Below are 22,670 nucleotides of genomic sequence, written 5' to 3'. Positions count from 1 at the left end.
TCGGCCGAGAGACCTTAGGGAGAGACAAATGACCGAGGCATTCATCTGTGACGCAATCCGTACGCCCGTTGGCCGTTATGGCGGGGCGCTGTCCGCCGTCCGCGCGGACGATCTGGGCGCCGTACCGATCAAGGCGCTGATGCAGCGCAATCCCGCCGTCGACTGGGCTGCCATCGACGACGTGATTTATGGCTGCGCCAACCAGGCCGGCGAAGACAACCGCAACGTCGCCCGCATGTCGCTGCTGCTGGCCGGCCTGCCCGAAAAGGTGCCGGGCGCAACCGTGAACCGCCTGTGCGGTTCGGGCCTGGAAGCCGCCAGCGCCGGTGCCCGTGCGATCAAGACCGGTGAAGCCGACCTGATCATCACCGGTGGCGTCGAAAGCATGAGCCGCGCGCCCTTCGTGATGGGCAAGGCCGAAAGCGCTTTCTCGCGCACCGCTGATATCCATGACACCACCATCGGCTGGCGCTTCGTCAACAAGCTGATGAAGCAGAAATACGGCGTCGATTCCATGCCGGAAACAGCCGAGAACGTGGCCGAACAGTATCAGATCAGCCGCGCCGACCAGGATGCCTTCGCGTTGCGCAGCCAGCAGCGCGCGCTGAATGCCATCAAGCTCGGCCTGTTCGAGGCCGAGATCACTTCGGTCACCATCCCAAGCCGCAAGGGCGATCCGGTGGTGGTCGACCGCGACGAGCATCCGCGCGATACCTCGATCGAAGCCCTGGCCAAGCTGCCGACACCATTCCGCCAGGGTGGCACGGTAACCGCCGGTAATGCGTCTGGCGTCAACGACGGCGCCGCCGCGCTCATCCTGGCTTCGGCAGCCGGCGCCAAGACCCACGGCCTGACGCCGCGTGGCCGGATCGTTGCGACCGCTGCCGCCGGCGTTCCGCCGCGCGTCATGGGCATCGGTCCGGTACCCGCAACCGAGAAGGTTCTGGCCAAGGCCGGCCTGAGCATCCGCGATATGGATGTAATCGAGCTGAACGAGGCTTTCGCGGCCCAGGCGCTCGCCGTGCTGCGGCAGCTCAACGTGCCCGATGATGCCACTTACGTGAATCCGAATGGCGGCGCGATTGCCATCGGCCATCCGCTCGGCATGAGCGGCGCGCGTCTGATCACCACCGCACTGAACCAGCTCGAGCGCACCGGCGGCCGCTACGCCCTCTGCACCATGTGCATCGGTGTCGGCCAGGGCATCGCCATGGTCATCGAGCGCATCTAGAGAAACGGAGGCCGCTATGCTGACACGGATTCACCACATCGGCATGGCGGTCCCCAATCTCGATGCAGCACTCGCCGCCTATCGCGACGCCGGCAGTACCGTCGGCGAACCCTTCGAGATACCGGGCCTGCCCTATCGCCTGGCCTATGTGGAAACCGGCGGCACGCGGATCGAGATCGTTGAATCCTTCAACCCCGAAAGCACTGCAGGTAAATACCTGCAGGCCAATCCCAGCGGCGGGATTTACCATCTGGCCTATGAGGTCGATGACCTGGAACAGGCCCGCACCTATCTGCAGGCACTCGGCGCCAGCATCATCGGGCCGCCTACCCCCAGGCTGGAACCCGATGGTTCGCTTGTGATGGTCTTCGATGCGCGCCGCAGCCACGGCACCATGCTGGAACTGCGTCAGCCGCAAACCGCCTAATTGGTCTTGTAGCCGATTCTGAACCCGCCCCAGTGGCGCCCCTGCACCGTGATCGGTGCGGACATATCCTTCATCAGCACAAAGACACCGCCGCCCATGTCGCGACGGTAGCACTGCAGCAGGTACGGTTTTGTGTTGCGGCCGCAGGCCAGGCCGACCGGATCGTTGAACAGCCGGCGGTTGCGCGAGTTCGCCGTGTTCCAGACAGGATCGCTGCCCTGCGGCTGGCAGTATTTGACGTTATGCGTGGGAATAAAGCCGTTGCGGTCGATAGCCACGCAGAAGGTGATGCTCGCATTGGACTCCAGCAGCTGTTCCTGAATCTTCGGCAGGGCTGCATCCGTGAAATTCACGAAGCGGGTCATGTATTGCTGCGGATTGGTGCCCTTGATCGGTGCATAGGTTTCATCGAACAAATCTTCCAGCCGCAATTCGCCGCGGCTGATCGCATCTTCGAAGGCCGCGCTGATCCGTCCGGCGCCATCCTGTGCGGCCAGCAGCAGCGGACGATCCACGGTGGTGGTGACGAACGCGATCTGGGTGGCCAGGTTGGCGACCTGCTGGTCGATATCCTGGATCGCCTTGCCCGTGCGCTGCACCACCGAGAGATATCCCCGCGTCGCCGCATTCATCTCGGTGATCGCGCCTGTCACGCCATTCACCCGTGACGACTGATCGGTACTGGCCTGCTCGATTTCACCCAGCTGCTCGCCCATCGAGTCGATGGCCTCGACGATACCGTTCAGCACTTTGCCGGTTTCGCTGACCAGAGTGACGCCCGACTTCACCTTGTCGTCTGATTGCTTGATGATCGCACCGATATCCTTGGATGCATTGGCCGAGCGCTGGGCCAGGGCCCGCACCTCCTGCGCCACCACCGCAAAGCCCTTGCCGGCCTCGCCGGCACGGGCCGCTTCAACGCTGGCATTCAGCGCCAGAAGATTGGTCTGGAATGCGATTTCGTTGATGAGGGACGTAATTTCAGAAATACGGTGCGACATCTCCGCCATTTCGTTCATGGCATCGATGGACCGGCGCACCACGGTGACGCCATTCTGGGCTGCGGCCCGTGCCTGTTCGGCGCGCTGATTGGCCCGTTTCGCCGCCGCCTCATTGGCGCGCGCGGCTTCGCTCAGAGACGCCGCATCGGCAGCGGTCCGGTCCAGGCTGTCGGATTGCGCTTCGGCACTTTCAGCCAGCCCCTTCGCCTCACGATTGAGCTGCACGGAGGCCCCGGAGATCGAATTGGCCGCCTGGACGATGGTACCGATGACCCCGCCCAAACGCTCGGCCACCTGCACCGACCCCTGGCTGATGACGCCGAAATCGCCGCTGTAGTCATTGTCCATACCGATGGAAAGATCGCCCTCGGCCATACGACCGAACAGCCCCTTCAGGTCCGTAACCACGATATCCAGGGTTTGCGCCATGGCATTGAACTTTTCGGCCAGCGCGTGGGCTGCTTCCTCGTCTTCGTGCGAGGCCACCCGCTTGCTCAGAACGCCGGAGCCGATTGCGCCACACAACTCGGCCATCTCGCCCAGCACAACATTGTCGGCACGACGCAGATGATCGAGTTCCGCCTGTAAATCCGCGATCCGGCGTTCCAGCGCCTCACGATGCTGGGTGGCTTCGGCCCCGTTGCGCAACAGATTCTGCAACGGCTCACGCAGACCGGCTGGCGCATCGGCAATCCGGGCCGCCGCGGCAGGCCATGCCGACAGAAGCAATGCCAGCCTGGAACTGTCGCCGGACAGGGACAGAGCCAGCAGCGCGCCAAGCACAAAAACGACCACGGCGGCGGCAATAACAGGCACTGCATCGCCACTGGACTGGCTGGCACCCCAGCCCCACCCCAAAGCTGCCACTGCGAGCAGAGTAATCACCAGACCGGCACGCAGCCCGCTCGGCAGATTGGTTAATCCCAACATACTTCCTCCCGCCTGCCGGACCCTGAGGGCCTCGGTCATACCCGCCTGTTATGCTTTTCTATTTTATGTTGGGTTTATCTTAGCGGTATCGGCGGATATATGCGCAAGCCGTCCGTATCCGCGCTGCGCGTGTCAGGCCCAGACTTTAGTCGAATTCCGCCGATTCAAACGCGGCAGAGTTGTGATCGACCCGGGGTTCATCAGCCGGTCACATATGCAGGCTACCCCATCGGACGGGCCGAACCAGGCCCGATTCCAGGAGACGACCATGCCCCACGATTTCCCCCCCGGCCTCAGCCGTAGCGAAGCCTATGAACGTTCGCAGGATGTCGGCGTCAACGACAGCACCAATACGACCATCGACGACGTGGTGCTGCGCCGCTATGGCCGCCGTGACATCCTCAAGGGCCTGATGGCCGGTGCCGCCGGCCTGACGCTCGGCCAAAGCCTCGCTTTCCCGGGTGGCGCCATGGCGCAGCCCCAGACGGCAAGCCGCTTCACCTTCACCGAGATCAGCCATGGCGTCGACCGCACACATCATGTGGCGCCGGGATACGACGCCGACATCCTGATCCGCTGGGGCGATGCCGTCCTTCCCGATGCGCCGGCTTTCAATGTGCGCCAGCAGACTGCGGCGGCACAATCCGGGCAGTTTGGCTACAACAACGATTTTATCGGATACCTGCCGCTGCCGCTGGGCAGCACGAATTCCGACCGCGGCCTGCTGTTCATCAATCACGAATACACCAATGAAGAGGTCATGTTCCCCGGCGTCGGGCGCCAGGAAGCCAAGGACAAACTGTTCAAGGACATGACGCCGGCGCTGGTTGCGGTGGAAATGGCGGCGCACGGCGCCAGCATCATCGAAGTCGAGAAGACGGCGAATGGCAAATGGGGCGTCACCACCGGCAGCCGTTACGCCCGCCGCATCGATGCATCCACTCCGATGGAACTGACCGGCCCCGCGGCCGGCCATGCGCGCCTGCGCACCAAGGCAGATCCCACCGCTCGGCGCGTTGCCGGCATGATCAACAACTGCGCCGGCGGCCTCACGCCCTGGGGCACCGTGCTGACGGCGGAAGAGAATTTCCACGGATATTTCTGGGGCAAACTGGATGCCGGTCATCCGGAAGAGCGCAATCACAAGCGTTATGGCGTTCCGGACAACTGGTATAACTGGGGCCAGTATCACGAGCGTTTCGATGTGGCCAAGGAGCCCAACGAGGCGAACCGCTTCGGCTGGCTGGTCGAGATCGACCCCTACGATCCGAATTTCGTGCCGCGCAAGCGGACGGCACTCGGCCGCTTCAAGCATGAGGGCGCCGCTGTCGTAGTGAATGGCGATGGCCGTGTGGTGGTCTATTCCGGCGACGACGAGCGGTTCGAGTATGTCTACAAATTCGTCTCCAGCCGCCGCTACAATCCTGCTGACCGCCAGACCAATTTCGGTATTCTCGACGAGGGCACGCTGCATGTCGCCCGTTACAATGCCGATGGCACCATCGACTGGCTGCCGCTGGTCTTTGGCCAGGGACCGCTGACCGCCGCCAATGGCTTTGCCAGCCAGGCCGATGTCCTGATCGAGGCAAGGCGGGCCGGCGATCTGCTTGGCGCGACCAAGATGGACCGCCCGGAAGACATCGATGCCAATCCGGCGACCGGCAAAGTCTATGTGATGCTGACGAACAACAACCGTCGCACCGCCGATCAGAAAGATGCGGCAAATCCACGGGCCGCAAACGAATGGGGCCATGTGCTGGAAATGACGCCCATCAATGGCGACCATGCGGCGACAAAAGCCAACTGGTCACTGCTGCTGCAGGCCGGCAATCCGGCCGATGCAAAGGTGGCCGGCAAGTATCACCCGGCGACCAGCCCGAACGGTTGGTTCGCCTGTCCGGACAACTGCACGTTCGACAACCAGGGGCGGCTGTGGATCAGCACAGACCAGGGCGAGGCCTGGGAAAAAGCCAGTGGCACTGCCGATGGCATCTGGGCGGTGGAAACCGAGGGGCCGAACCGCGGCCTGTCGAAGATGTTCTTCCGCGTCCCGGTCGGCGCCGAAATGTGCGGCCCCTGCTTCACGCCGGATGGACGGACCTTCTTCGTCGCCGTCCAGCATCCGGCGACGGATGGCGGCGAAAAGTTCACCCAGAGCGGCAAGGGTTCCACCTTCGAGGATCCCGCTACCCGCTGGCCGGACTTCCAGCCAGACATGCCGCCCCGCCCTTCGGTTGTGGTCATCACCAAGCGGGATGGCGGACTGATCGGCGCTTAACCATCTGCGGCAGTATACAGAGCACGGGCAGGGCGATATAACCGCCCTGCCCGCCTTGCGGGTATGCTGGCCACGCAATGCAAGCCAGCAGTTCTGGGGATCGGCTGCCTGGCATGAGCAAGGCCAATAAAGTTCAGATCATCAAGGCGCCGCAGGATCTGCGACAGCGTGCGGTCAACTTCACGACCGGCATGGACCTGGTCCTGACCGACGAAGTCCGCGGCCTGATCGAGAAAGCCATCGGCTCCTCGGCAGACACCTTCTCCAACGAGGTCCTCGACAAGCTGCGTGAGATGCGCGTGCAGGTCAAAGCTGCCGAAGGCGACCCGCTGTCACGGATTTTCATACTGTCCACCATTGCCGAACTGGCGTTCGACATCAAAGGCATGGGGGGCATTTTCGGCTACCCGCTGCTGAGCCATCTGGCGAAGTCTCTGAAGGATTTCATCACCCATCTGGCCCTGCCCAACGAGGCCCAGCTGGAAGTCATCAGCATCCATGTCGATGCCATGTATGTGGTTTTGGCCCAGGGCGTGCGCGGAACCAGCGAAAAACTGCAAAAAGACCTGCTTGATAACCTGCGGGTAGCCGTCGGCAAGGTCAGCGAACCTTCATAAGACCAGCCGCCGGGGTTACACTTCGCTAACCTTTTCCAGCCAGTCTGCGGCCCATGTCATCCGATGCTGAAATCTGGCGCGCTGCGCGCGATCTGATCGCCGATCACGGGGCCCGCCGTGCGGAAGCGCATGCCAGCCGTCAATTGAATGAAATGACGCAGAGCAATGATTTCGCCGGCATCCTGGTCTGGCGCCGCGTCCTGCGGGCCGTCAAGAACCTGACCGCAAACGATCCCAAGGCCGCCGCAGGCCGGCGCTAGGGTCAGTTCTTCTTTTCGTTCTGCACAACCGGCAGACCGCGTACGCCTTCGATCAACGACCCGCGCAGGTCGGCATCTGTCAGATTGGCATACATCAGGTTGGCCTCCCGCAGATCCGAACAGATCAGCCGGGCCCCATGCAGGTTGGCATTCGAGAGATTGACCTGGCGCAGATCGGCGCCGTTCAGGTTGGCATGCACCAGATGGGCACGCGACAGATACCAGCCTGACAGGATCGCGCGACGGCCGGACTTCCCTTCCGTATCGACCCAGGACTGGTGATCCCGGAGAACCTGTTCGATCACATCGACCGGAATCTCCTTCGGCACCCGCGCGCCACTGCCCTGAAGCTGGGCCATCATCTCGGGCGGGAAATCCGCCAGCTTGAAATTGGCATCGTGCAGCTTGGTGTTTTTGAACTGCACATTGCTCAGCGTGGAGTACGAGAAGTCCGCGCCTTCCAGATCGGCATTGTCGAGAATGCAGCCGTCGAGGATGGCGCCGACGAAAGACGCGCCCAGCAGCTTGGCCTGGCTCAGATTGGTGTTGTGCAGCGTCGTGTCGCTCAGTGACACCGCGCCGCCCTTGCCATGTGGCGGCACCGGCGGATCGGTCATCGGCCGCATGTCGGCATTTTCGAAGCGTGTGCCCTTCAGGATGGCGCGCGACAGATCGGCGCCCCGCAGATTGGCCCAGACGAACCGCGCATTGGTCAGATCGGCGCCGGAGAAATCGCAGCCGGTGAGAACAGCCTGGCTGAAATCGGCATTGCGGAGATCGGCGCAGTAAAAACGGCAGCTGCGAAAAACCGTGCGCTGCAGATTCATGCCAACCAGCTTGATGCCGGTCAGGTCGGCGCCGACCAGGGTGAGCTGCTTGCCGCGCGTCAGCTTGCCCAGTCGGCCGGACAGAAACTCCCCATGCGCCTTGATCTGATCGTAGAGATCATCGGGCCAGGACGTGTTGGTGGCAGCACCGGTTGTCATGTTTCCATCCACAGAACCGGCTTATGCCGGGCTTGTTCTGTAAATGTGTAAGGCTAGCGACCGGATTTCAAGAAAGTCTTAACGAACGGCTGCAAGCTGCAGGCGGTATGTACTACCCAGCCGGGCATAATGCTGCGCTGTTTCAGTAATATTGCGCAATTCGTCCGCATCAAGACGACGCATCAGCTTGGCCGGACGACCGGCCCAGAGTTCACCGGCAGCAATGCGCTTGCCGGGCGTGAGCAACGCTCCGGCGGCCAGCATGCCGGTGCTCTCGATCACGCAGGCATCCATCACGGTCGCCTGCATGCCGACGAAGCAGTTGTCCTGCAGGGTGCAGCCATGGATCAGGGCCATATGGCCGATGGTGACACCTGAACCGATGGTCGTGCCGAATTTGGCGCGGGTAACATGCACCACGCTGCCATCCTGGATATTGGTATCGCTGCCGATACGGATGCTGTTGACGTCTCCGCGCAGGACGCAGCCAAACCAGATCGAACTGCGCGCCCCGATTTCGGTATCGCCGATCACCGTTGCGTTTGGCGCAACGAAGGCATCCGGCGCAATGGCCGGATGCTTATCGCCGAACGGCAGGACAAGGCTCACGGGAACAGGGCGATCTGGTCCAGACCGGTGGTTTCCGGAATACCGTACATCACGTTGAAGTTCTGCACCGCCTGGCCGCTCGCACCCTTCATCAGGTTGTCGATGGCCGAGAAGATCATCACCCGCCCCTTGATGCGGTCGGCGAAGATGCCGATGTGGCAGGAATTGGTGCCCCGCACATGACGGGTCTGCGGCGACACGCCCTGCGGCAGAATCTGCACGAAGGGTTCTTCGGCATACCGCTTGAGCAGTGTGGTGCGCAGGTCATCGGCGCTGACGCCCGGCTTGGTCTTCACATAGATGCTGGACAGCATGCCGCGGTTCATCGGCATCAGATGCGGGGTGAAGCTCACCACCATCTCCTGACCCGAAGCATCCGCCAGGATCTGCTCGATCTCGGGGCCATGCCGGTGCGAGCCAATCCCGTAGGCATGGGTGCCCTCGGCGGCTTCGCAATACAGCGAGCCTTCCTTGAGCGCACGGCCGGCACCGGATACGCCCGACTTGGCGTCGATCACGATGTCGTCAGCGTCGATCTGGCCGGCTTCCAGCAGCGGCATCAGCGGCAGCTGGGCCGAGGTGGGATAGCAGCCGGGATTGGCCACCAGCCGCGCCTTGGCCACCTTGTCGCGATACATCTCGGTCAGGCCGTAGACCGCTTCGTCCTGCAGCTTCGGCGCCCGGTGCTCATGGCCATACCACTTGGCGTATTCGTCCAGGTTGCGCAGCCGGAAGTCAGCCGACAGGTCGATGATCTTCAGATGCGTCGGCAGGCCGGCGATCACCTCCTGGGTGGTGCCATGCGGCAGGGCGCAGAAGACGGCATCCACGCCGCTCCAGTCCACTTCCTTGATGGTAACCAGCTTCGGCAGGTTCAGGCCGGTGAATTGCGGGAAGACCGTCTCGATCCCCTCGCCCGCTTTCCGGTCGGCGGTCAGGGCGACCACGCGGACGCGCGGATGACGCAGCAGGACGCGGAGCAGCTCCGCCCCCGTATAACCGCTGGCACCCAAAATCGCGACCCGAATGGCATCCGTGGCCATGTCGACCTCCTGTGGAAAAGATGGGCCTAAAGATGGAGATGGGTATAACGCGCCAGCCGCCCGGTTCAATAGTTAAATTGATACCGTCAGATCCGGAATTGTCCCACTAAATCGGCCAATTCCTGCGCCTGCCGAGCCATGGCGGTCGCCGAGGCCGTGGTCTGCTCGACCAGGGCGCCGTTCCGCTGGGTCATCTCGTCCATCTGCCCCACGGCCGTGTTCACCTCGTCGAGACCCACCGCCTGCTCCCGGCTGGCCGAGGAAATCTCCCCAACGATATCCGCCACTTTTTTCACAGCCGAGACAATCTCGCTCAGGCTTTCACCGGTCAGGTTGACCAGACGGGCCCCTTCCCGCACCTCGCCGGTGCTGGCCTGTATCAGGGCCTTGATTTCACGCGAAGCGTCAGCAGAACGCTGGGCCAGCGCCCGGACTTCCTGTGCCACCACGGCGAAGCCCTTGCCGGCCTCACCGGCGCGGGCCGCTTCCACGGACGCATTCAGGGCCAGCAGATTGGTCTGGAAGGCAATCTCGTCAATCAGGCCGACGATATCGCTGATCTTCTGCGCACTGCCTTCGATACGACTGACCGCTTCGACGGCACTGCGGACGACACTGCCGCCCTTCTCGGCCGTGTTGCGCGCTGTCGCCGCCAGGCTGTTGGCCGCTTCGGCATTATCGGCATTCTGTTTTACGGTTGCCGTGATCTGGTGCATCGAGGCCGCAGTCTCTTCCAGGCTGGCGGCCTGCTGTTCGGTACGGCCGGCCAGATCGTTGCTGCCGCTTGAAATCTCGGTCGCAGCATCGCGCACAGTGGCGGCGGCAGATGTGACCCGGCCCACCGTCTCGGCCAGTTGCTGGGCCGTCCGGTTGGCATCCTGCTTCAACCGGTCATAAACACCCTGGTAATCTGCTCCGATACGGTGGGTGAAGTCGCCGCGCGCCATGGCGCCCAGGGCATCGCCCAGATTGCCGAACACAGTCTCCATCGTGCCAAGCATGCCGTTCATCCGTTCGCCCAGGCGGGCCATCATACCGTCCAGCTTGCTGGTATCGATGCGGGCAGACAAGTCACCGCCCGCGGCCGCACCGACCACTTCGCCGACAGCGCGATCCAGCAGGTCTTCCTGGGCCTTGCGCTGTTCTTCCGCGCTCAGGCGATTGCGCTCGACCTCCTGCTGCAGCTCCTCGTTCTGCAGACCGTTCTCCTTGAACACCTGCACGGCACGAGCCATGGCGCCGATCTCGTCGCCACGCTGCCGGTCCGGAACGTCCGTGCCCCATTCGCGATTGGCCAGCCGGTCCATGACACCGGTCAGAGCCGCCAGCGGATCGGCGACGCGGCGGCCGATATAGAGCCATCCGACCAAGAATGCCGCCACAAGGCTGGCAGCGGCTACAATCACCAGAATCATCCGGCCGGTACTGCTGCTGCTCTTTGCTTCTCTGGTTGCTGCAGCAACATCAAGATTGGCATCCTCGACCACCTGCTGCGCCACCGCCGCCAGGCGTTTGGCCGCATCACGGCTGGTCTTCAAGGTGGAGCGTGCATATTCGAGCGAGTCCAGTTCCTGTTCGCGGAAGCTCAACAGGCCCGTGCCTTCATCGCCGTAGCCGACAACCGTCTTGGTCGCCTTGCTCAGCTCAGGATGCGGGTTGATTTTCTCCACCACCGTCAGCGCCTTGGTGACGCGTTCAGACGTGGTGGCAAAGCGTTTTGTCGCGGCTTCCAGTTCGGCCCGGGTAGCGGCCTGGGCACCCACGGCCAGCTGACCAACCGCGTTGTTCACTTCGCCGATCAGCGTGGCGGTGGCCTGCACCAGCATGACGTCGTTATTGGCCATACGGGTGAGCGAGCGCTCGATACGGCTGAGGTCGCCGCTGCGCGTCACCGAGGTCATGCTGCCGGCCAGATCCGTCACCGCGTCATCGATCAGTGGATTGGCGAATTGCAGGAAGGTGGTGTGCGCCTTGGCCAGTTCCTGGGTCTCGGTCTCACGCTGCTGGGTTGTCCGGATACGGGCGCTGACCAGCTGCTGCAACCGGCCGATATTGGCCAGCAGGCCATCGGTTTCCTTCTTGATTTCCTCCAGGCGGCCGCCGCTCACCCGTGCTGCAACCAGATCCAACACCGAACGGATATCGTTCTCGCGCTCCTTGATGCCAGCCGCGGTGACCTTGACTTCTTCCTCGGTGCTGGCCGAGACCAGATCGGGCGCGGCGCCGGCCAGATCGGCAACCCGTTCCGACAGCGCCAGGGCCGCAACCACGGCCGTCACCCCCTCGTCCGTCACTGTGGTGATGGCCCGGTCCAGCCGCGACATGGCAAACCAGCCGGCGGCAGCCGAGATCAGGGCGAAGGAGGCGATTGTGCCCACCGCGATATACAGGCGCTGGCGGATCCCCCCGCCCGACGTCGAAACCGGCTGCAGATCAGCCATAGCCTACCCCCCTCTCGATTCTTCAAGACCGGAGGATTGTTCTGGGTTTTTACCGTTGGGGCAAGCCCATGATATGCAATGAAAACCCAGTTTCACGTACTAGCAAAACGGGTGGTCGGGCCGTGGCGCGTCGCACAACCGGATGCTAGGCTTCCGGCTCTGAGGAAACTGGCCCCATGCTCGTCCTGATCGACAATTACGACAGCTTTACCTGGAACCTGGTGCACTATTTTGGCCAGATCGGCGCCGAGATGCGTGTGTTCCGCAACGATGAAACGACACCGGAGGCCATTCTGGCGCTCAAGCCCGCCGGCGTCGTGCTGTCACCCGGTCCCTGCGATCCCGACCGCGCCGGCATCTGCCTCGCCATGATCGACAAGGCTGCCGAGACCCGCCTGCCGCTGTTCGGCGTCTGCCTTGGGCACCAGGCCATCGGCCAGGCCTTCGGCGGCAAGGTTGTGCGCGCCCCCAAGCCGCTGCATGGCAAGCTCAGTCGCATCCACCACACCGGCGAGAGCGTGTTTGCCGGTCTGGCCCAGGACTTCCAGGCCACCCGGTATCACTCGCTGGCCGTCGACCCGGCCAGCCTGCCCAACAGCCTGAAGGTGACCGCACGCTCGGAAGACGGCGTCATCATGGGCCTCGCCCATCACGACCTGCCGATCCATGGCGTGCAGTTCCACCCGGAAAGCATTGCCTCCGAGCATGGCCTTGCGATGCTGGCCAATTTTGTGCGCTATTGCGGCCTGCCGGTGACGGCGATTGCGGAGCACGGACAGGCGGCATGAGCGGGGATATTGCGGATTTCAAACGGCTGCTCGGTCTGGTGGCCGGCGGCGCGCGGCTCAGCATCGACGATGCGCGCACGGCGTTTGACGTGATGATGTCGGGCAATGCCACGCCGTCGCAGATGGGCGCTTTCCTGATGGCGCTGCGCGTGCGCGGCGAAAGCGTGGACGAGATCACCGGCGGCGCACTGACCATGCGCGCCAAGGTCAATGGCGTGAAGGCCCCAGCCGACGCCATCGACATTGTCGGCACCGGCGGCGACGTCAAGGGCACCTGGAATGTCTCCACCTGCTCGGCCTTCGTACTCGCCGGCTGCGGCGTGCCGGTGGCCAAGCACGGCAACCGCGCGGTGTCGTCGAAAACCGGCGCGGCCGACGTGCTGACGGCGCTGGGCGTCAACATCGACTGCGATTTCCGCCTGATCGAAAAGGCCATCGTCGAAGCCGGCGTCGGCTTCCTGATGGCCCCGCGCCATCACGGCGCCATGCGCCATGTCGGCCCCACCCGCGTCGAACTGGGCACCCGCACGATTTTCAACCTGCTCGGCCCCCTGAGCAATCCGGCGCTGGTGAAGCGTCAGCTGATCGGCGTGTTCGACCGCCAGTGGGTGCAGCCGCTGGCCGAAGTGATGGGCAAGGTCGGCGCGGAAGTCGTCTGGGTCGTGCACGGCTCGGACGGCCTTGACGAGATCACCACCACCGGTCCTACCTATGTGTCCGAGATGGCCGGCGGCAAGCTGCGGCATTTCGAGATCACGCCCGAAGATGCCGGCCTGCCGCGTGCCCGCATGGAAGACCTGAAGGGCGACGAGCCGACCGCCAATGCCGTGGCCCTGCGCGCGGTGCTGAGCGGGGCGCCCGGCGCCTTCCGCGATATCGTGCTGATCAATTCCGCAGCCGCGCTGGTGATCGCCGGCAAGGCCAAGGACCTGCGCGAGGGCGCCGGCATCGCGGCGCAAGCCATCGACAGCGGCAAGGCACGTGCGGCGCTGGCACGCCTGATCGAAATCACCCATGAACCGCCGCCGGTGCAACCGGAAGCGGACGACAAGCCGGCCAAGAAAAAAGCATGAGCGACGTTCTCACCAGGATCAACGCCGACAAGCGGCTGCATATCGCCGCCAACAAAGCCGCCGTGCCGCAGGCGAAGCTGGAGCAGCTGGCGCGCGCCACCCCGGCGCCGCGCGGCTTTTTCCAGGCGCTGAAGACCACGGCTGACTCCGGGCGTTATGCGCTGATCGCCGAGATCAAGAAAGCCTCGCCCTCCAAGGGCCTGATCCGTCCGGATTTCGATCCGCCGGCGCTGGCCCGCGCCTATGCCGCCGGCGGCGCCACCTGTCTGTCGGTACTGACCGACGTTCCGTATTTCCAGGGCAGCGATGACTATCTCCGCGCCGCGCGTGCGGTTGTCGACCTGCCGATCCTGCGCAAGGACTTCATGCTCGATCCCTACCAGGTGATCGAAGCCCGGGCGATGGGCGCGGACTGCATCCTGCTGATCATGGCCGCGCTGAGCGATGCGCAGGCCGCCGAACTAGAGGCCGCCGCCGGCGAATACGGTCTGGATGTGCTGGTCGAAGTGCATGACGGCGAGGAGCTGGATCGCGCACTGAAGCTGAAAAGCCGGCTGCTTGGCGTGAACAACCGCAATCTCAAGACCCTTGAGATCGATATCGCCAATACCGAGGCACTGGCCGCCCGCGTGCCGGCAGAGAAAATGCTGGTGGCTGAATCCGGCCTCTACACCAAGGCCGATCTCGATCGCATGGCCAAATGCGGTGCGCGCTGCTTCCTGGTCGGCGAAAGCCTGATGCGGCAGACTGACGTGGAATCCGCAACGCGCCTGTTGCTGACCGGCAAGGAGCTGGCCGCGTGAGCGACAAGCTGACCCATCTCAACGCCGCCGGCGAAGCCCATATGGTCGATGTTTCGACCAAGGCCGAGACCGAGCGCGTCGCCAGTGCCGGCGCCCGTGTCCTGATGCAGAAGGCCACCCTGGATCTGATCCTGGCGGGCAAGGCCGCCAAGGGCGACGTGCTGGCCACCGCGCGCATCGCCGGCATCATGGCGGCGAAGAAGACGTCTGACCTGATCCCGCTCTGTCATCCGCTGGCGCTGAGCCAGGTCACGGTCGAGCTGACGCCCGACACCAAGGCCAATGCCATCGATATCGTCGCCACCTGCAAGCTGAAAGGCCGCACCGGCGTCGAGATGGAAGCTCTCACCGCTGCCAGCGTTGCTGCGCTGACGATCTATGACATGGCCAAGGCGGTAGATCGCGGGATGCAGATCACCGATGTGAAGCTGCTGCACAAATCCGGCGGCAAGTCCGGCGACTTCAACGCGGCCTGAGCGATGCTGGCCGTCACCGAAGCCCGCGCCCGTATCGTTGCCGCCCTGCCGGCGATGCCGTCGGAGACGGTGGCGCTGACCGCTGCTGCTGGTCGTGTGCTGGCCGAGGATGTGGCCGCGCGGCGCACCCAACCGCCCTTCGATGTCAGCGCCATGGATGGCTGGGCCTGTCGCCAGGCCGATCTCACTGCCATTCCCGCCATCCTGAAGCCGGTCGGCGCAGCCGCTGCCGGCGGTCGCCATGACGGTCGCGTCGGACCGGGCGACTGCGTGCGCATCTTCACCGGCGCACCGATCCCCGATGGCGCCGATGCCATCGTGATCCAGGAAGACGCCGATCTGGGCAGCGACGGTCGCCTGACCGTGCGCGAAGCACCCAGGCCCGGCCAATGGATCCGCAAGGCCGGTCTGGATTTCGCCGAGGGCGAAATTCTGCTGAAGGCCGGCATCCGGCTCAGCCCTGCCGATATCGGGCTGTCGGCCGCCATGAACGTGCCCTGGCTGGCCGTGCGGCGCAAACCGCGCATTGCCGTGCTGGCGACCGGCGACGAACTGGCCCGACCGGGCGAGCCGATCGGTCCGAACCAGATCGTCAGTTCCAACAATATTGCCCTGTGTGCCCTGATCGATGCCCATGGCGGCGTTGCCATTGACCTCGGCATTGCCCGCGACACCGAAACCGACCTGCGCGCCAAGGCTGCCGCCGCGGCCGGCTGCGACCTGCTGCTGACGCTGGGCGGCGCCAGCGTCGGCGAACATGACCTGATCCATAAAATCCTCGGTGGCGGCGGCACCAGCATCGACTTCTGGAACATCGCCATGCGGCCGGGCAAGCCCCTGATGTTCGGCCATGCCGATCTGGGCGACGGACAGTCCATTCCGCTGCTGGGCCTGCCCGGCAATCCTGTCTCGGCTCTCGTCTGCGGCTATAATTTCCTGCTGCCGGCCATGCGCGCCATGCTTGGGCTGGACTGGGAAATTCGTTTCGAGATAGCTGTCTCCGGCTCGGACCTCGCCGCAAACGACAAGCGTGAGGACTACCTGCGTGCCACCCTGCGCCAGGATGGTAACCGGTTGGTCGCGACCGGCTTCGCCAAGCAGGACAGCTCCATGCTGCGCCGCCTGAGCGAGGCCGACTGCCTGATCGTGCGCGCGCCGCTGGCCCCGCCACTGCAGGCAGGTGCGCCGGTCCAGATCCTGCGCCTGCGCTGATCATGCGCGTCACCCTCCTCGGCACCGGATGTCCGCAGGTTTCGACCTTGCGCTACGGGCCGGCCAGCCTGCTGCAATGGGGCGAACGGCAGTTCCTGATCGATTGCGGCTCGGGCGTGACCCAGCGTCTGCTCGGTGTCGGCAGCGCCGGCAAGCTGCTGGATGGCATCCTGCTGACGCACCTGCATTCCGACCATATCGTTGATCTGTTCCAGCTCATCATCTCCAGCTGGCACCAGGGCCGCGACCGGCCGCAGCGTATCTACGGCCCCGTCGGCACCAGGCAATACATGAAAGGGCTGATGGCCCTGTGGAAGCCTGAGCTGGATCAGCGCATCGCCCATGAAAAGCGCCCGTCCACCACAGCGCTGGAGCTCGAAGTCACAGAGGTCGAGCCCGGTACCGTCATCCGCGACGGCGACCTGCGGGTCATGGCCATTCCGGTGCGGCACCAGCCGGTCAAGGCCGCGTTCGGTTATGTCTTTACCGACGGGCGGCACAGTATCGCCTTCAGCGGCGATACCGCCTTCTGTCCGGAGCTGATCACGGCGGCAAAAGATGCCGACGCGCTGGTGCATGAATGTTTCCTGCACCGGGAGATGCTGGCGCTGCCAGGTCGGAATCCGGAGACCGTCGCCAATGTCGCCAGCTATCACACCCTGTCGACCGAAGTCGGCAAGGTCGCTGCCCAGGCCGGTGTCGGCTGCCTGATTCTCAATCACTTCGTGCCGGTCGTCTTCGACCGTCCGGCGCTGCTGGCCGAAGTCCGCGCCGATTACACCGGCCCGGTGCTGATCGGCGAGGACCTGATGCAGTTCGACGCCACGACGCGTCTGGTGACCCACGCCGGCGCGGCCATCGGCCTGCCGACGGCCTGAATGCCGGCCAGACCAGCAATCCGTCCTGCTCATCCGGGCGATCTCGATGCCCTGGTCGAACTGGAAAACCGCTGTTTCCAAGGCGATCGCATGTCCCGCCGCAGTTATGCCGCGGCGCTGCATAACCCGCGCGCCGTACTGCTGGTTGCCGATCAGGGCGAGGCCATCCTGGGAGCTGCCACGCTGTTTCGCCGCGCCGACAGCGAGGCTGGGCGGCTTTACTCCATTGCCGTCGATCCGGCCATGCAGGGACAGGGACTGGGTGCGGCCCTGCTCACGGCCATCGAGCGGGCGGCCACCGGGCTCGGCCTGCACTGCGTGCGACTGGAAGTCAGCGTTCACAACAAAGCCGCAATCGACCTCTACCGTAAAAACCGCTATGGAATCGTAGGCCGCATCGCGCAATACTATGAAGACGGTTCGGATGCCCTGCGGCTGGAGAAGCCGCTGCAGACCGGATCAGGCAAAGTCCCCCGCTGAGCTTTACGGGAGCCACTTCCCGCTGCCATGCATATCATCATCGTCGAGCGTAAAACCCATTTCCGCTACCGCAATCCGGGCTGTCTGGTCCTGAACAACCGCGAGTTCATCACGCGCCCCGATCTGGTGCAGGACAAACGGGCCAAGATCATCAATCTCAGCAAAGATTACTCCTACCTCGGCTACGGTTATTACTGCTCCCTGCTCGCCGAGGCGCGCAGCCAGAAGGTCATCCCCTCGGTCAAGACCATCCTGGATCTGCGCGAGCGCAGCATCTACAGCCATGCCCTGCCCGAGCTGGACGAACTGCTGCAGCAGCAGGTGAAACGGCTCGTCATGCTGCCGACGGCGCCCTTCACGGTGAATGTCTTTTTCGGCCGCAGCGACGACCTGCGCTTCCCCGATCTTGCGCGCCGGGTCTTCGATGAATTCCGCTGTCCGTTGCTGAAGCTCAGCATCTCACCGGAAGATGGCTGGCACATCGCCTCGATCCGGCCGATGGCTCTCAGTGACCTGAAACCCCAGCAGCAGGAATTCTTCGAGCGCGCGCTGGAATCCTACACCCGCTCCAGCTGGCGCACACCAAAGGCCAAGCCAGCCGCGAAATACAGCCTGGCCATCCTGCACAATCCGGCTGAAGCCCTGCCGCCGTCGGACCGCCGGACCCTGCAGAAATTCGTCCGCATCGGCGAGCAGATGGGCGTCGAGGTCGAGCTGGTCGAAAAGAAAGACTATGCCGAACTGGCCGAATACGACGCGCTCTTCATCCGGGAAACGACCGCGCTCGATCACCACACCTACCGCTTTGCCAAGAAAGCAGAGAATGAAGGTATGGCGGTGATCGATGATCCAACCTCGATCCTGCGTTGCACCAACAAGGTGTATCTGGCCGAGTTGCTGAAGGCGAACAAGATTCCAACACCCAAGACCGTCGTGCTCGACAATCGCGGCGTGGAAGCCGTGGAACAGGAAATCGCCTATCCCATCATCCTGAAAATTCCCGATGGCTCCTTTTCGCGCGGCATCGTCAAGGCCGAAAACCGCGGCCAGCTTGAAGAAGCCGCTACCCGCCTGCTGCGCGAATCCGACGTCATTCTGGCGCAGGAATACCTCTACACCGATTTCGACTGGCGGATCGGCATCCTGCGTGGGCAGCCGATCTATGCCTGCCAGTATTTCATGTCCCGTGGCCACTGGCAGGTGGTGAAGCACAGTGATGGCGGCCGCTTCACCGAAGGCGGTTTTCGCACCCTGCGCGTGGAAGACGCGCCGCGGCCGGTGGTCGACATCGCGCTCAAGGCCGCCAGCCTGATCGGCGATGGCTTCTACGGCGTCGACCTGAAGCAGACAGAAAAGGGCGTGGTGGTTATCGAAATCAACGACAACCCCTCGATCAACCAGGGCGAGGAAGACGCCGTTCTGAAGGATGACCTGTATCGCCGGATCATCCAGGAATTCATCCGCCGCCTGGAAGAACGCCCGGGCGGGGAGACCATAACACTGGCTCAATCCCAGCAGACCATGGCCGGAGCCTACGCCATCACACCCGGCCAGCCGCCCTCGCCAGCCCAGATCGCCGCCCAGGTGGCCGCAAAGGTATCGAGCGAGGTGGCAGCGCGGATCGCCGCCGAGGTATCAAGCCAGGTCATCGCCTCGATGCTGGGCGCCCGCCCCCATGTGGTGGCCGAGGAAAACTCCGAAGAACCTTCCCTGCCCCTGCCATACAGCCAGAAATGATCTAAACTCGGGCGGCCTATCGCCCGAGACTCCAAGCAAGAGGCCGCAATGCCCGTCGCCTGGCGCATCCTGCTCTGCGCCTGCCTGAGCTACACCATCAGCCAGTTCTACCGCTCGGCCAATGCCGTGATCGGGCCTGACCTGATGACTGAACTGCTGTTGACGCCGGAAGATCTGGGCATCCTGACCGGAGCCTTCTTCCTGACCTTTTCGGTCAGTCAGCTGCCGGTCGGTATTGCGCTCGACCGCTGGGGCCCGCGTCGCACCATTCTGGTGACGCTGGTGATCGCTTTCATTGGCGCCCTTGCCTTTGCCCATGGCCGAAACCTCACCGAGCTGAGCCTGGCGCGTGTCGTGCTCGGCTTCGGGTGTGCGGCCCTCCTGACCGGCCCGATGGTGCTGTTCTCCCGCTGGTTCCCGCCCGACCGGTTTGCCACCATGTCCGGCATCCTGATCGCAATCGGCAATCTCGGTGTCGTCGCCTCCACGGCGCCACTGGCCTGGCTGGCGGCCGCCTATGGCTGGCGCATGGCCTTTTATCTCACCGCCGGAATCACAGTCTGCCTGATCGGACTCTCGTACTGGGCGATCCAGGATCATCCCGATCCCGCCAAGGCGCGACCCGGCGCCGGCGAAACCCTCGGACAGGCCCTGCGCGGTGTGGCTGACATCATCCGCCTTCCCGCCTTCCCCAACCTGTTCGCCATCATTTTCTGCGCCTACGCCACCTTCATCACCATCCTCGGCCTGTGGGGCGGGCCATATCTGCACGATGTGCATGGCATGGATGCGGCGGCGCGCGGCAATGTGCTGATCTTCATGGCGCTGGGTGCCGCCGCCGGCTATTTCATCTGGGGACCGCTGGACCGCGTCTTCAACACCCGGAAATGGCTGCTCGCCGTGGGATTGGGCGCGCAGCTTCTGTGCATTTTCATCATCGTCATCGTTCCGGGGCTCAGTGTCTTTCTGATCACCGCCCTCTTCACCTTCATGGGCGTGATGAATGGCTGCATCGTCATGATCTTTGCCCATGCCCGTTCCGTCTTCCCGGCGGCCGTTGTCGGCCGCGGCATCACGACCCTGAATATCGGTACCATGGGCGGCGGTGCTTTCCAGCAGATTCTGACCGGTTTTCTGATGGGTCGCTTGGCGCCGAAGGGGCAGATGCCGACCGAGACCGATTATCGTATCATCTTCGGTGTGCAGGGCGTGATCCTGCTGTCGGCGTTGCTGTTCTATCTGCGCACGCCTGACGCCAAGCCGCACCAGACCGCCACACTATGACGATGCGCGCCGAAACGCCGATCCGGATTGAAGTCCTCAGCGCAGTCACCGCCGCACCTTATGGCTGGATGCTGGGCAAGCCCCTCGCCTCTGCCCCCACGGACGCAGCTTATGGCAGCCCGTCTTCCGATTTCTGGCAGGAGCATATCTTCGATGCCGGCACAGACGGTCAACCGGAAATACTGTGGGTGACGTATCGCTCGGCCGAACCGGTCATCGGACGCCTTGAGGTGCATCACCGGACCCAACAGGCCGTGGTGCCGCTGACCGGCAGCGTCGTGCAGGTGGTGGCCACCAGCACACCGTCCGGCGAACCCGATCTTGCGACCGTCAGGGCTTTTCTTATTCCGCAGGGCCAGGGCATCTGCATGCGAACCGGCACCTGGCATGCGACCAGAATCTCAGGCCGCGAAGCCACCTGCCTGATGCTGACACGGCGCTCCACCACCGCCGATCTGGTGAACCACCTGAACAACGGCGCGGCAGCGGTGGAATCGCGCCTTGCCGATATCCCGGCGCTGCGACTGGTGCCATGACCCGCGAACCGGTTCCCGCCCGTTTCAATATCGCGCGCTACTGCCTGGCTGAAAATGCCCGCCTGCGCGGCGGCAAGACCGCCATGATCCTGGTGGGCGAGAGCGGCGAGACCCGCCTTACCTTCGCGGAGGCCGATCTTGCCGTGCGCCGGCTTGCTGCCGGCCTGCGCTCGCTGGGCCTCGCAGCCGGCAGCCGCATCATGATCCGCATGGCCAACGATGCGGATTACGCGCTGACCTATTTCGCCACCATGGCAGCCGGCTATGTCGCGCTGCCCTCCAGCGCCCAGCTCACCGCCGCCGAAGCCGATTACCTGCTGCAGAATTCCGGCGCCGCGGTTGTTGCCGCCAGTGCCGAGCTTGCGCGCGACCTGACGCTGCCGGCCAATGTCATCCTGCTCGACCCGGTCCGCCTGGCGACCCTGAAACAGCATGACCCGCTGCCCGACTATGCCGATACGGCCGCCGACGATCCGGCCTATCTGGTCTACACCTCGGGCACCACCGGCCGGCCAAAGGGTGTGCTGCATGCCCATCGTGCCGCCTGGGGGCGACGGCCGATGTACCAGGGCTGGCTCGGCCTGCAGGACAGCGACGTGATGCTGCATGCCGGCGCCTTCAACTGGACCTATACACTGGGCGTCGGCCTCGTCGATCCCTGGGCGGCTGGCGCCACCACCGTGCTGTATAACGGGCCGCGCGACATCCAGGTCTGGCCGCACCTGCTGGCGCGGCATCGCGCCACCATCTTTGCCGCCGTGCCCACGCTCTATCGCCAGATCCTGAAATACTGCGATCTCGATGCTCACGACCTTTCGGCATTGCGCCATGGGGCGACGGCCGGCGAGGCCTTGCCGCCGGCATTGCTGGAAGAATGGCAGAGCCGCACCGGCAAGCCGCTGTATGAAGCCCTCGGCATGTCGGAGATTTCCACCTACATCTCCACCGGGCCCGGCATGACGATCAAAGCCGGCAGCCCCGGCAAGCCGCAGGCCGGTCGTCGTGTCGCCGTCCTGTCGCCCGACAGTGACGAACCGGTGCTGCTGCCCGATGGCGAAACCGGCCTGCTGGCCGTGCATCGTTCGGAACCGTCGCTGATGCTGGGATACTGGCACCGGCCGGAAGAAGAAGCCCTGGTCTATCGCGGTGACTGGTTCTGCGGCGGCGATCTCGCCAGCCTGGATGCCGATGGCTATCTCTGGCATCACGGCCGCAACGACGACGTGATGAATGCGATGGGCTATCGCGTCTCGCCTGTGGAAGTGGAACTCGCCCTCGCCGACCATCCGGCCATCGCCGAGGTAGCGGTGACCGAATTGAAAGTTCGGGCGGATGTGTCAGTGGTCGCGGCTTTCATCGTCCTGCGCGAGGGCCAGGCTGCCGAGCCCGCCGAACTGGGCCGCTTCGCCGAGGCGCGGCTCGCCGCCTATAAATGCCCGCGCGAATGGCGCTTCGTGGCGGCCCTGCCGCGCACCGCCAATGGCAAGGTGCAGCGCAAGAAACTGGCGGCGCCCTGACCTGAAATAATGTGGCACCGGGCTTGCAGTTTCCCTGATCGGAACCAAACCGATGGGGATAGC

General features: G+C 63.9%; 21 protein-coding genes. 16 read left to right on the top strand and 5 right to left on the bottom strand.

The window, feature by feature from the left end; genetic code table 11:
- The first annotated feature begins 28 nt into the window (after positions 1 to 28).
- Both pcaF and AC1ROT_RS20465 read left to right on the top strand, forming a co-directional pair.
- On the top strand, positions 29 to 1,231 hold the full coding sequence (gene pcaF, locus AC1ROT_RS20470) for a 3-oxoadipyl-CoA thiolase (RefSeq protein WP_492972912.1): 1,203 nt from the start codon (positions 29 to 31) through the stop codon (positions 1,229 to 1,231).
- Positions 1,232 to 1,247: 16 nt separating this feature from the next.
- Positions 1,248 to 1,658, top strand: coding sequence for a VOC family protein (locus AC1ROT_RS20465; RefSeq protein ID WP_493001326.1), 411 nt, complete (start codon positions 1,248 to 1,250; stop codon positions 1,656 to 1,658).
- Here the strand turns inward: AC1ROT_RS20465 and AC1ROT_RS20460 are convergent.
- Positions 1,655 to 3,589, bottom strand: coding sequence for a methyl-accepting chemotaxis protein (locus AC1ROT_RS20460; RefSeq protein WP_493001324.1), 1,935 nt, complete (start codon positions 3,587 to 3,589; stop codon positions 1,655 to 1,657). The two genes, AC1ROT_RS20465 and AC1ROT_RS20460, sit on opposite strands and share 4 nt — an antisense overlap.
- A 268-nt stretch (positions 3,590 to 3,857) precedes the next feature.
- Between AC1ROT_RS20460 and AC1ROT_RS20455 the strand changes: the two genes are divergently transcribed.
- The 3 genes from AC1ROT_RS20455 (at position 3,858) to AC1ROT_RS20445 (ending at position 6,744) form a co-directional block, all read left to right on the top strand.
- Positions 3,858 to 5,867, top strand: a complete 2,010-nt coding sequence (locus AC1ROT_RS20455) for a PhoX family protein (RefSeq protein ID WP_493001322.1) — start codon at positions 3,858 to 3,860, stop codon at positions 5,865 to 5,867.
- Positions 5,868 to 5,980: 113 nt separating this feature from the next.
- Positions 5,981 to 6,484: a hypothetical protein gene (locus AC1ROT_RS20450; protein ID WP_492972908.1), complete on the top strand. Its 504-nt coding sequence runs from the start codon at positions 5,981 to 5,983 to the stop codon at positions 6,482 to 6,484.
- Between the two features lie 53 nt (positions 6,485 to 6,537).
- On the top strand, positions 6,538 to 6,744 hold the full coding sequence (locus AC1ROT_RS20445; RefSeq protein ID WP_492972907.1) for a hypothetical protein: 207 nt from the start codon (positions 6,538 to 6,540) through the stop codon (positions 6,742 to 6,744).
- Positions 6,745 to 6,746: 2 nt separating this feature from the next.
- Here the strand turns inward: AC1ROT_RS20445 and AC1ROT_RS20440 are convergent, their stop codons facing one another.
- The 4 genes from AC1ROT_RS20440 to AC1ROT_RS20425 form a co-directional block, all read right to left on the bottom strand.
- Positions 6,747 to 7,730, bottom strand: a complete 984-nt coding sequence (locus AC1ROT_RS20440) for a pentapeptide repeat-containing protein (RefSeq protein ID WP_492972906.1) — start codon at positions 7,728 to 7,730, stop codon at positions 6,747 to 6,749.
- Positions 7,731 to 7,808: 78 nt separating this feature from the next.
- The gene (locus tag AC1ROT_RS20435) at positions 7,809 to 8,339 is read right to left on the bottom strand and encodes a gamma carbonic anhydrase family protein (RefSeq protein ID WP_492972905.1); all 531 of its coding nucleotides are present in this window, start codon (positions 8,337 to 8,339) and stop codon (positions 7,809 to 7,811) included.
- Positions 8,336 to 9,382, bottom strand: coding sequence for an N-acetyl-gamma-glutamyl-phosphate reductase (argC, locus tag AC1ROT_RS20430; protein WP_492972904.1), 1,047 nt, complete (start codon positions 9,380 to 9,382; stop codon positions 8,336 to 8,338). Before argC ends, AC1ROT_RS20435 begins: the two co-directional genes overlap by 4 nt.
- Positions 9,383 to 9,468: 86 nt before the next feature.
- Entirely contained in the window at positions 9,469 to 11,823 is a 2,355-nt protein-coding gene (locus AC1ROT_RS20425; RefSeq protein WP_493001320.1) for a methyl-accepting chemotaxis protein, read from the bottom strand.
- 176 nt (positions 11,824 to 11,999) lie between these two features.
- Between AC1ROT_RS20425 and AC1ROT_RS20420 the strand changes: the two genes are divergently transcribed.
- Genes AC1ROT_RS20420 through AC1ROT_RS20370 form a run of 11 tightly spaced genes read left to right on the top strand, consistent with a single transcriptional unit; the run spans position 12,000 to position 22,607 of the window.
- Positions 12,000 to 12,611: an anthranilate synthase component II gene (locus tag AC1ROT_RS20420; RefSeq protein ID WP_492972902.1), complete on the top strand. Its 612-nt coding sequence runs from the start codon at positions 12,000 to 12,002 to the stop codon at positions 12,609 to 12,611.
- Positions 12,608 to 13,684: an anthranilate phosphoribosyltransferase gene (gene trpD / locus AC1ROT_RS20415; protein WP_493001318.1), complete on the top strand. Its 1,077-nt coding sequence runs from the start codon at positions 12,608 to 12,610 to the stop codon at positions 13,682 to 13,684. Before AC1ROT_RS20420 ends, trpD begins: the two co-directional genes overlap by 4 nt.
- Positions 13,681 to 14,487 (top strand): indole-3-glycerol phosphate synthase TrpC, encoded by an 807-nt coding sequence (gene trpC / locus AC1ROT_RS20410; RefSeq protein ID WP_493001316.1) that lies wholly within the window; start codon positions 13,681 to 13,683, stop codon positions 14,485 to 14,487. The genes trpD and trpC overlap by 4 nt, the downstream gene beginning before the upstream one ends.
- On the top strand, positions 14,442 to 14,963 hold the full coding sequence (gene moaC / locus AC1ROT_RS20405; RefSeq protein WP_493001715.1) for a cyclic pyranopterin monophosphate synthase MoaC: 522 nt from the start codon (positions 14,442 to 14,444) through the stop codon (positions 14,961 to 14,963). The genes trpC and moaC overlap by 46 nt, the downstream gene beginning before the upstream one ends.
- 3 nt (positions 14,964 to 14,966) lie before the next feature.
- Entirely contained in the window at positions 14,967 to 16,175 is a 1,209-nt protein-coding gene (locus AC1ROT_RS20400) for a molybdopterin molybdotransferase MoeA (RefSeq protein ID WP_493001314.1), read from the top strand.
- Between the two features lie 2 nt (positions 16,176 to 16,177).
- Positions 16,178 to 17,053, top strand: a complete 876-nt coding sequence (locus AC1ROT_RS20395) for an MBL fold metallo-hydrolase (protein ID WP_493001312.1) — start codon at positions 16,178 to 16,180, stop codon at positions 17,051 to 17,053.
- On the top strand, positions 17,054 to 17,533 hold the full coding sequence (locus tag AC1ROT_RS20390; RefSeq protein WP_493001310.1) for a GNAT family N-acetyltransferase: 480 nt from the start codon (positions 17,054 to 17,056) through the stop codon (positions 17,531 to 17,533). It abuts the gene before it with no gap.
- A 27-nt stretch (positions 17,534 to 17,560) separates the two neighbouring features.
- Positions 17,561 to 19,270: a RimK family ATP-grasp domain-containing protein gene (locus tag AC1ROT_RS20385; protein ID WP_493001308.1), complete on the top strand. Its 1,710-nt coding sequence runs from the start codon at positions 17,561 to 17,563 to the stop codon at positions 19,268 to 19,270.
- A gap of 48 nt (positions 19,271 to 19,318) precedes the next feature.
- Positions 19,319 to 20,554: an MFS transporter gene (locus tag AC1ROT_RS20380; protein ID WP_493001306.1), complete on the top strand. Its 1,236-nt coding sequence runs from the start codon at positions 19,319 to 19,321 to the stop codon at positions 20,552 to 20,554.
- Positions 20,551 to 21,090 (top strand): ureidoglycolate lyase, encoded by a 540-nt coding sequence (locus AC1ROT_RS20375; protein WP_493001304.1) that lies wholly within the window; start codon positions 20,551 to 20,553, stop codon positions 21,088 to 21,090. Before AC1ROT_RS20380 ends, AC1ROT_RS20375 begins: the two co-directional genes overlap by 4 nt.
- The gene (locus tag AC1ROT_RS20370; RefSeq protein WP_493001302.1) at positions 21,087 to 22,607 is read left to right on the top strand and encodes an acetate--CoA ligase; all 1,521 of its coding nucleotides are present in this window, start codon (positions 21,087 to 21,089) and stop codon (positions 22,605 to 22,607) included. The genes AC1ROT_RS20375 and AC1ROT_RS20370 overlap by 4 nt, the downstream gene beginning before the upstream one ends.
- Positions 22,608 to 22,670 lie beyond the last annotated feature (63 nt).

This window comes from Ferrovibrio sp. GW821-FHT12E11, assembly GCF_058806975.1.
The sequence above is the reverse complement of the archived record's forward strand: the minus strand, read 5'-3'. Positions and strand labels throughout refer to the sequence as shown.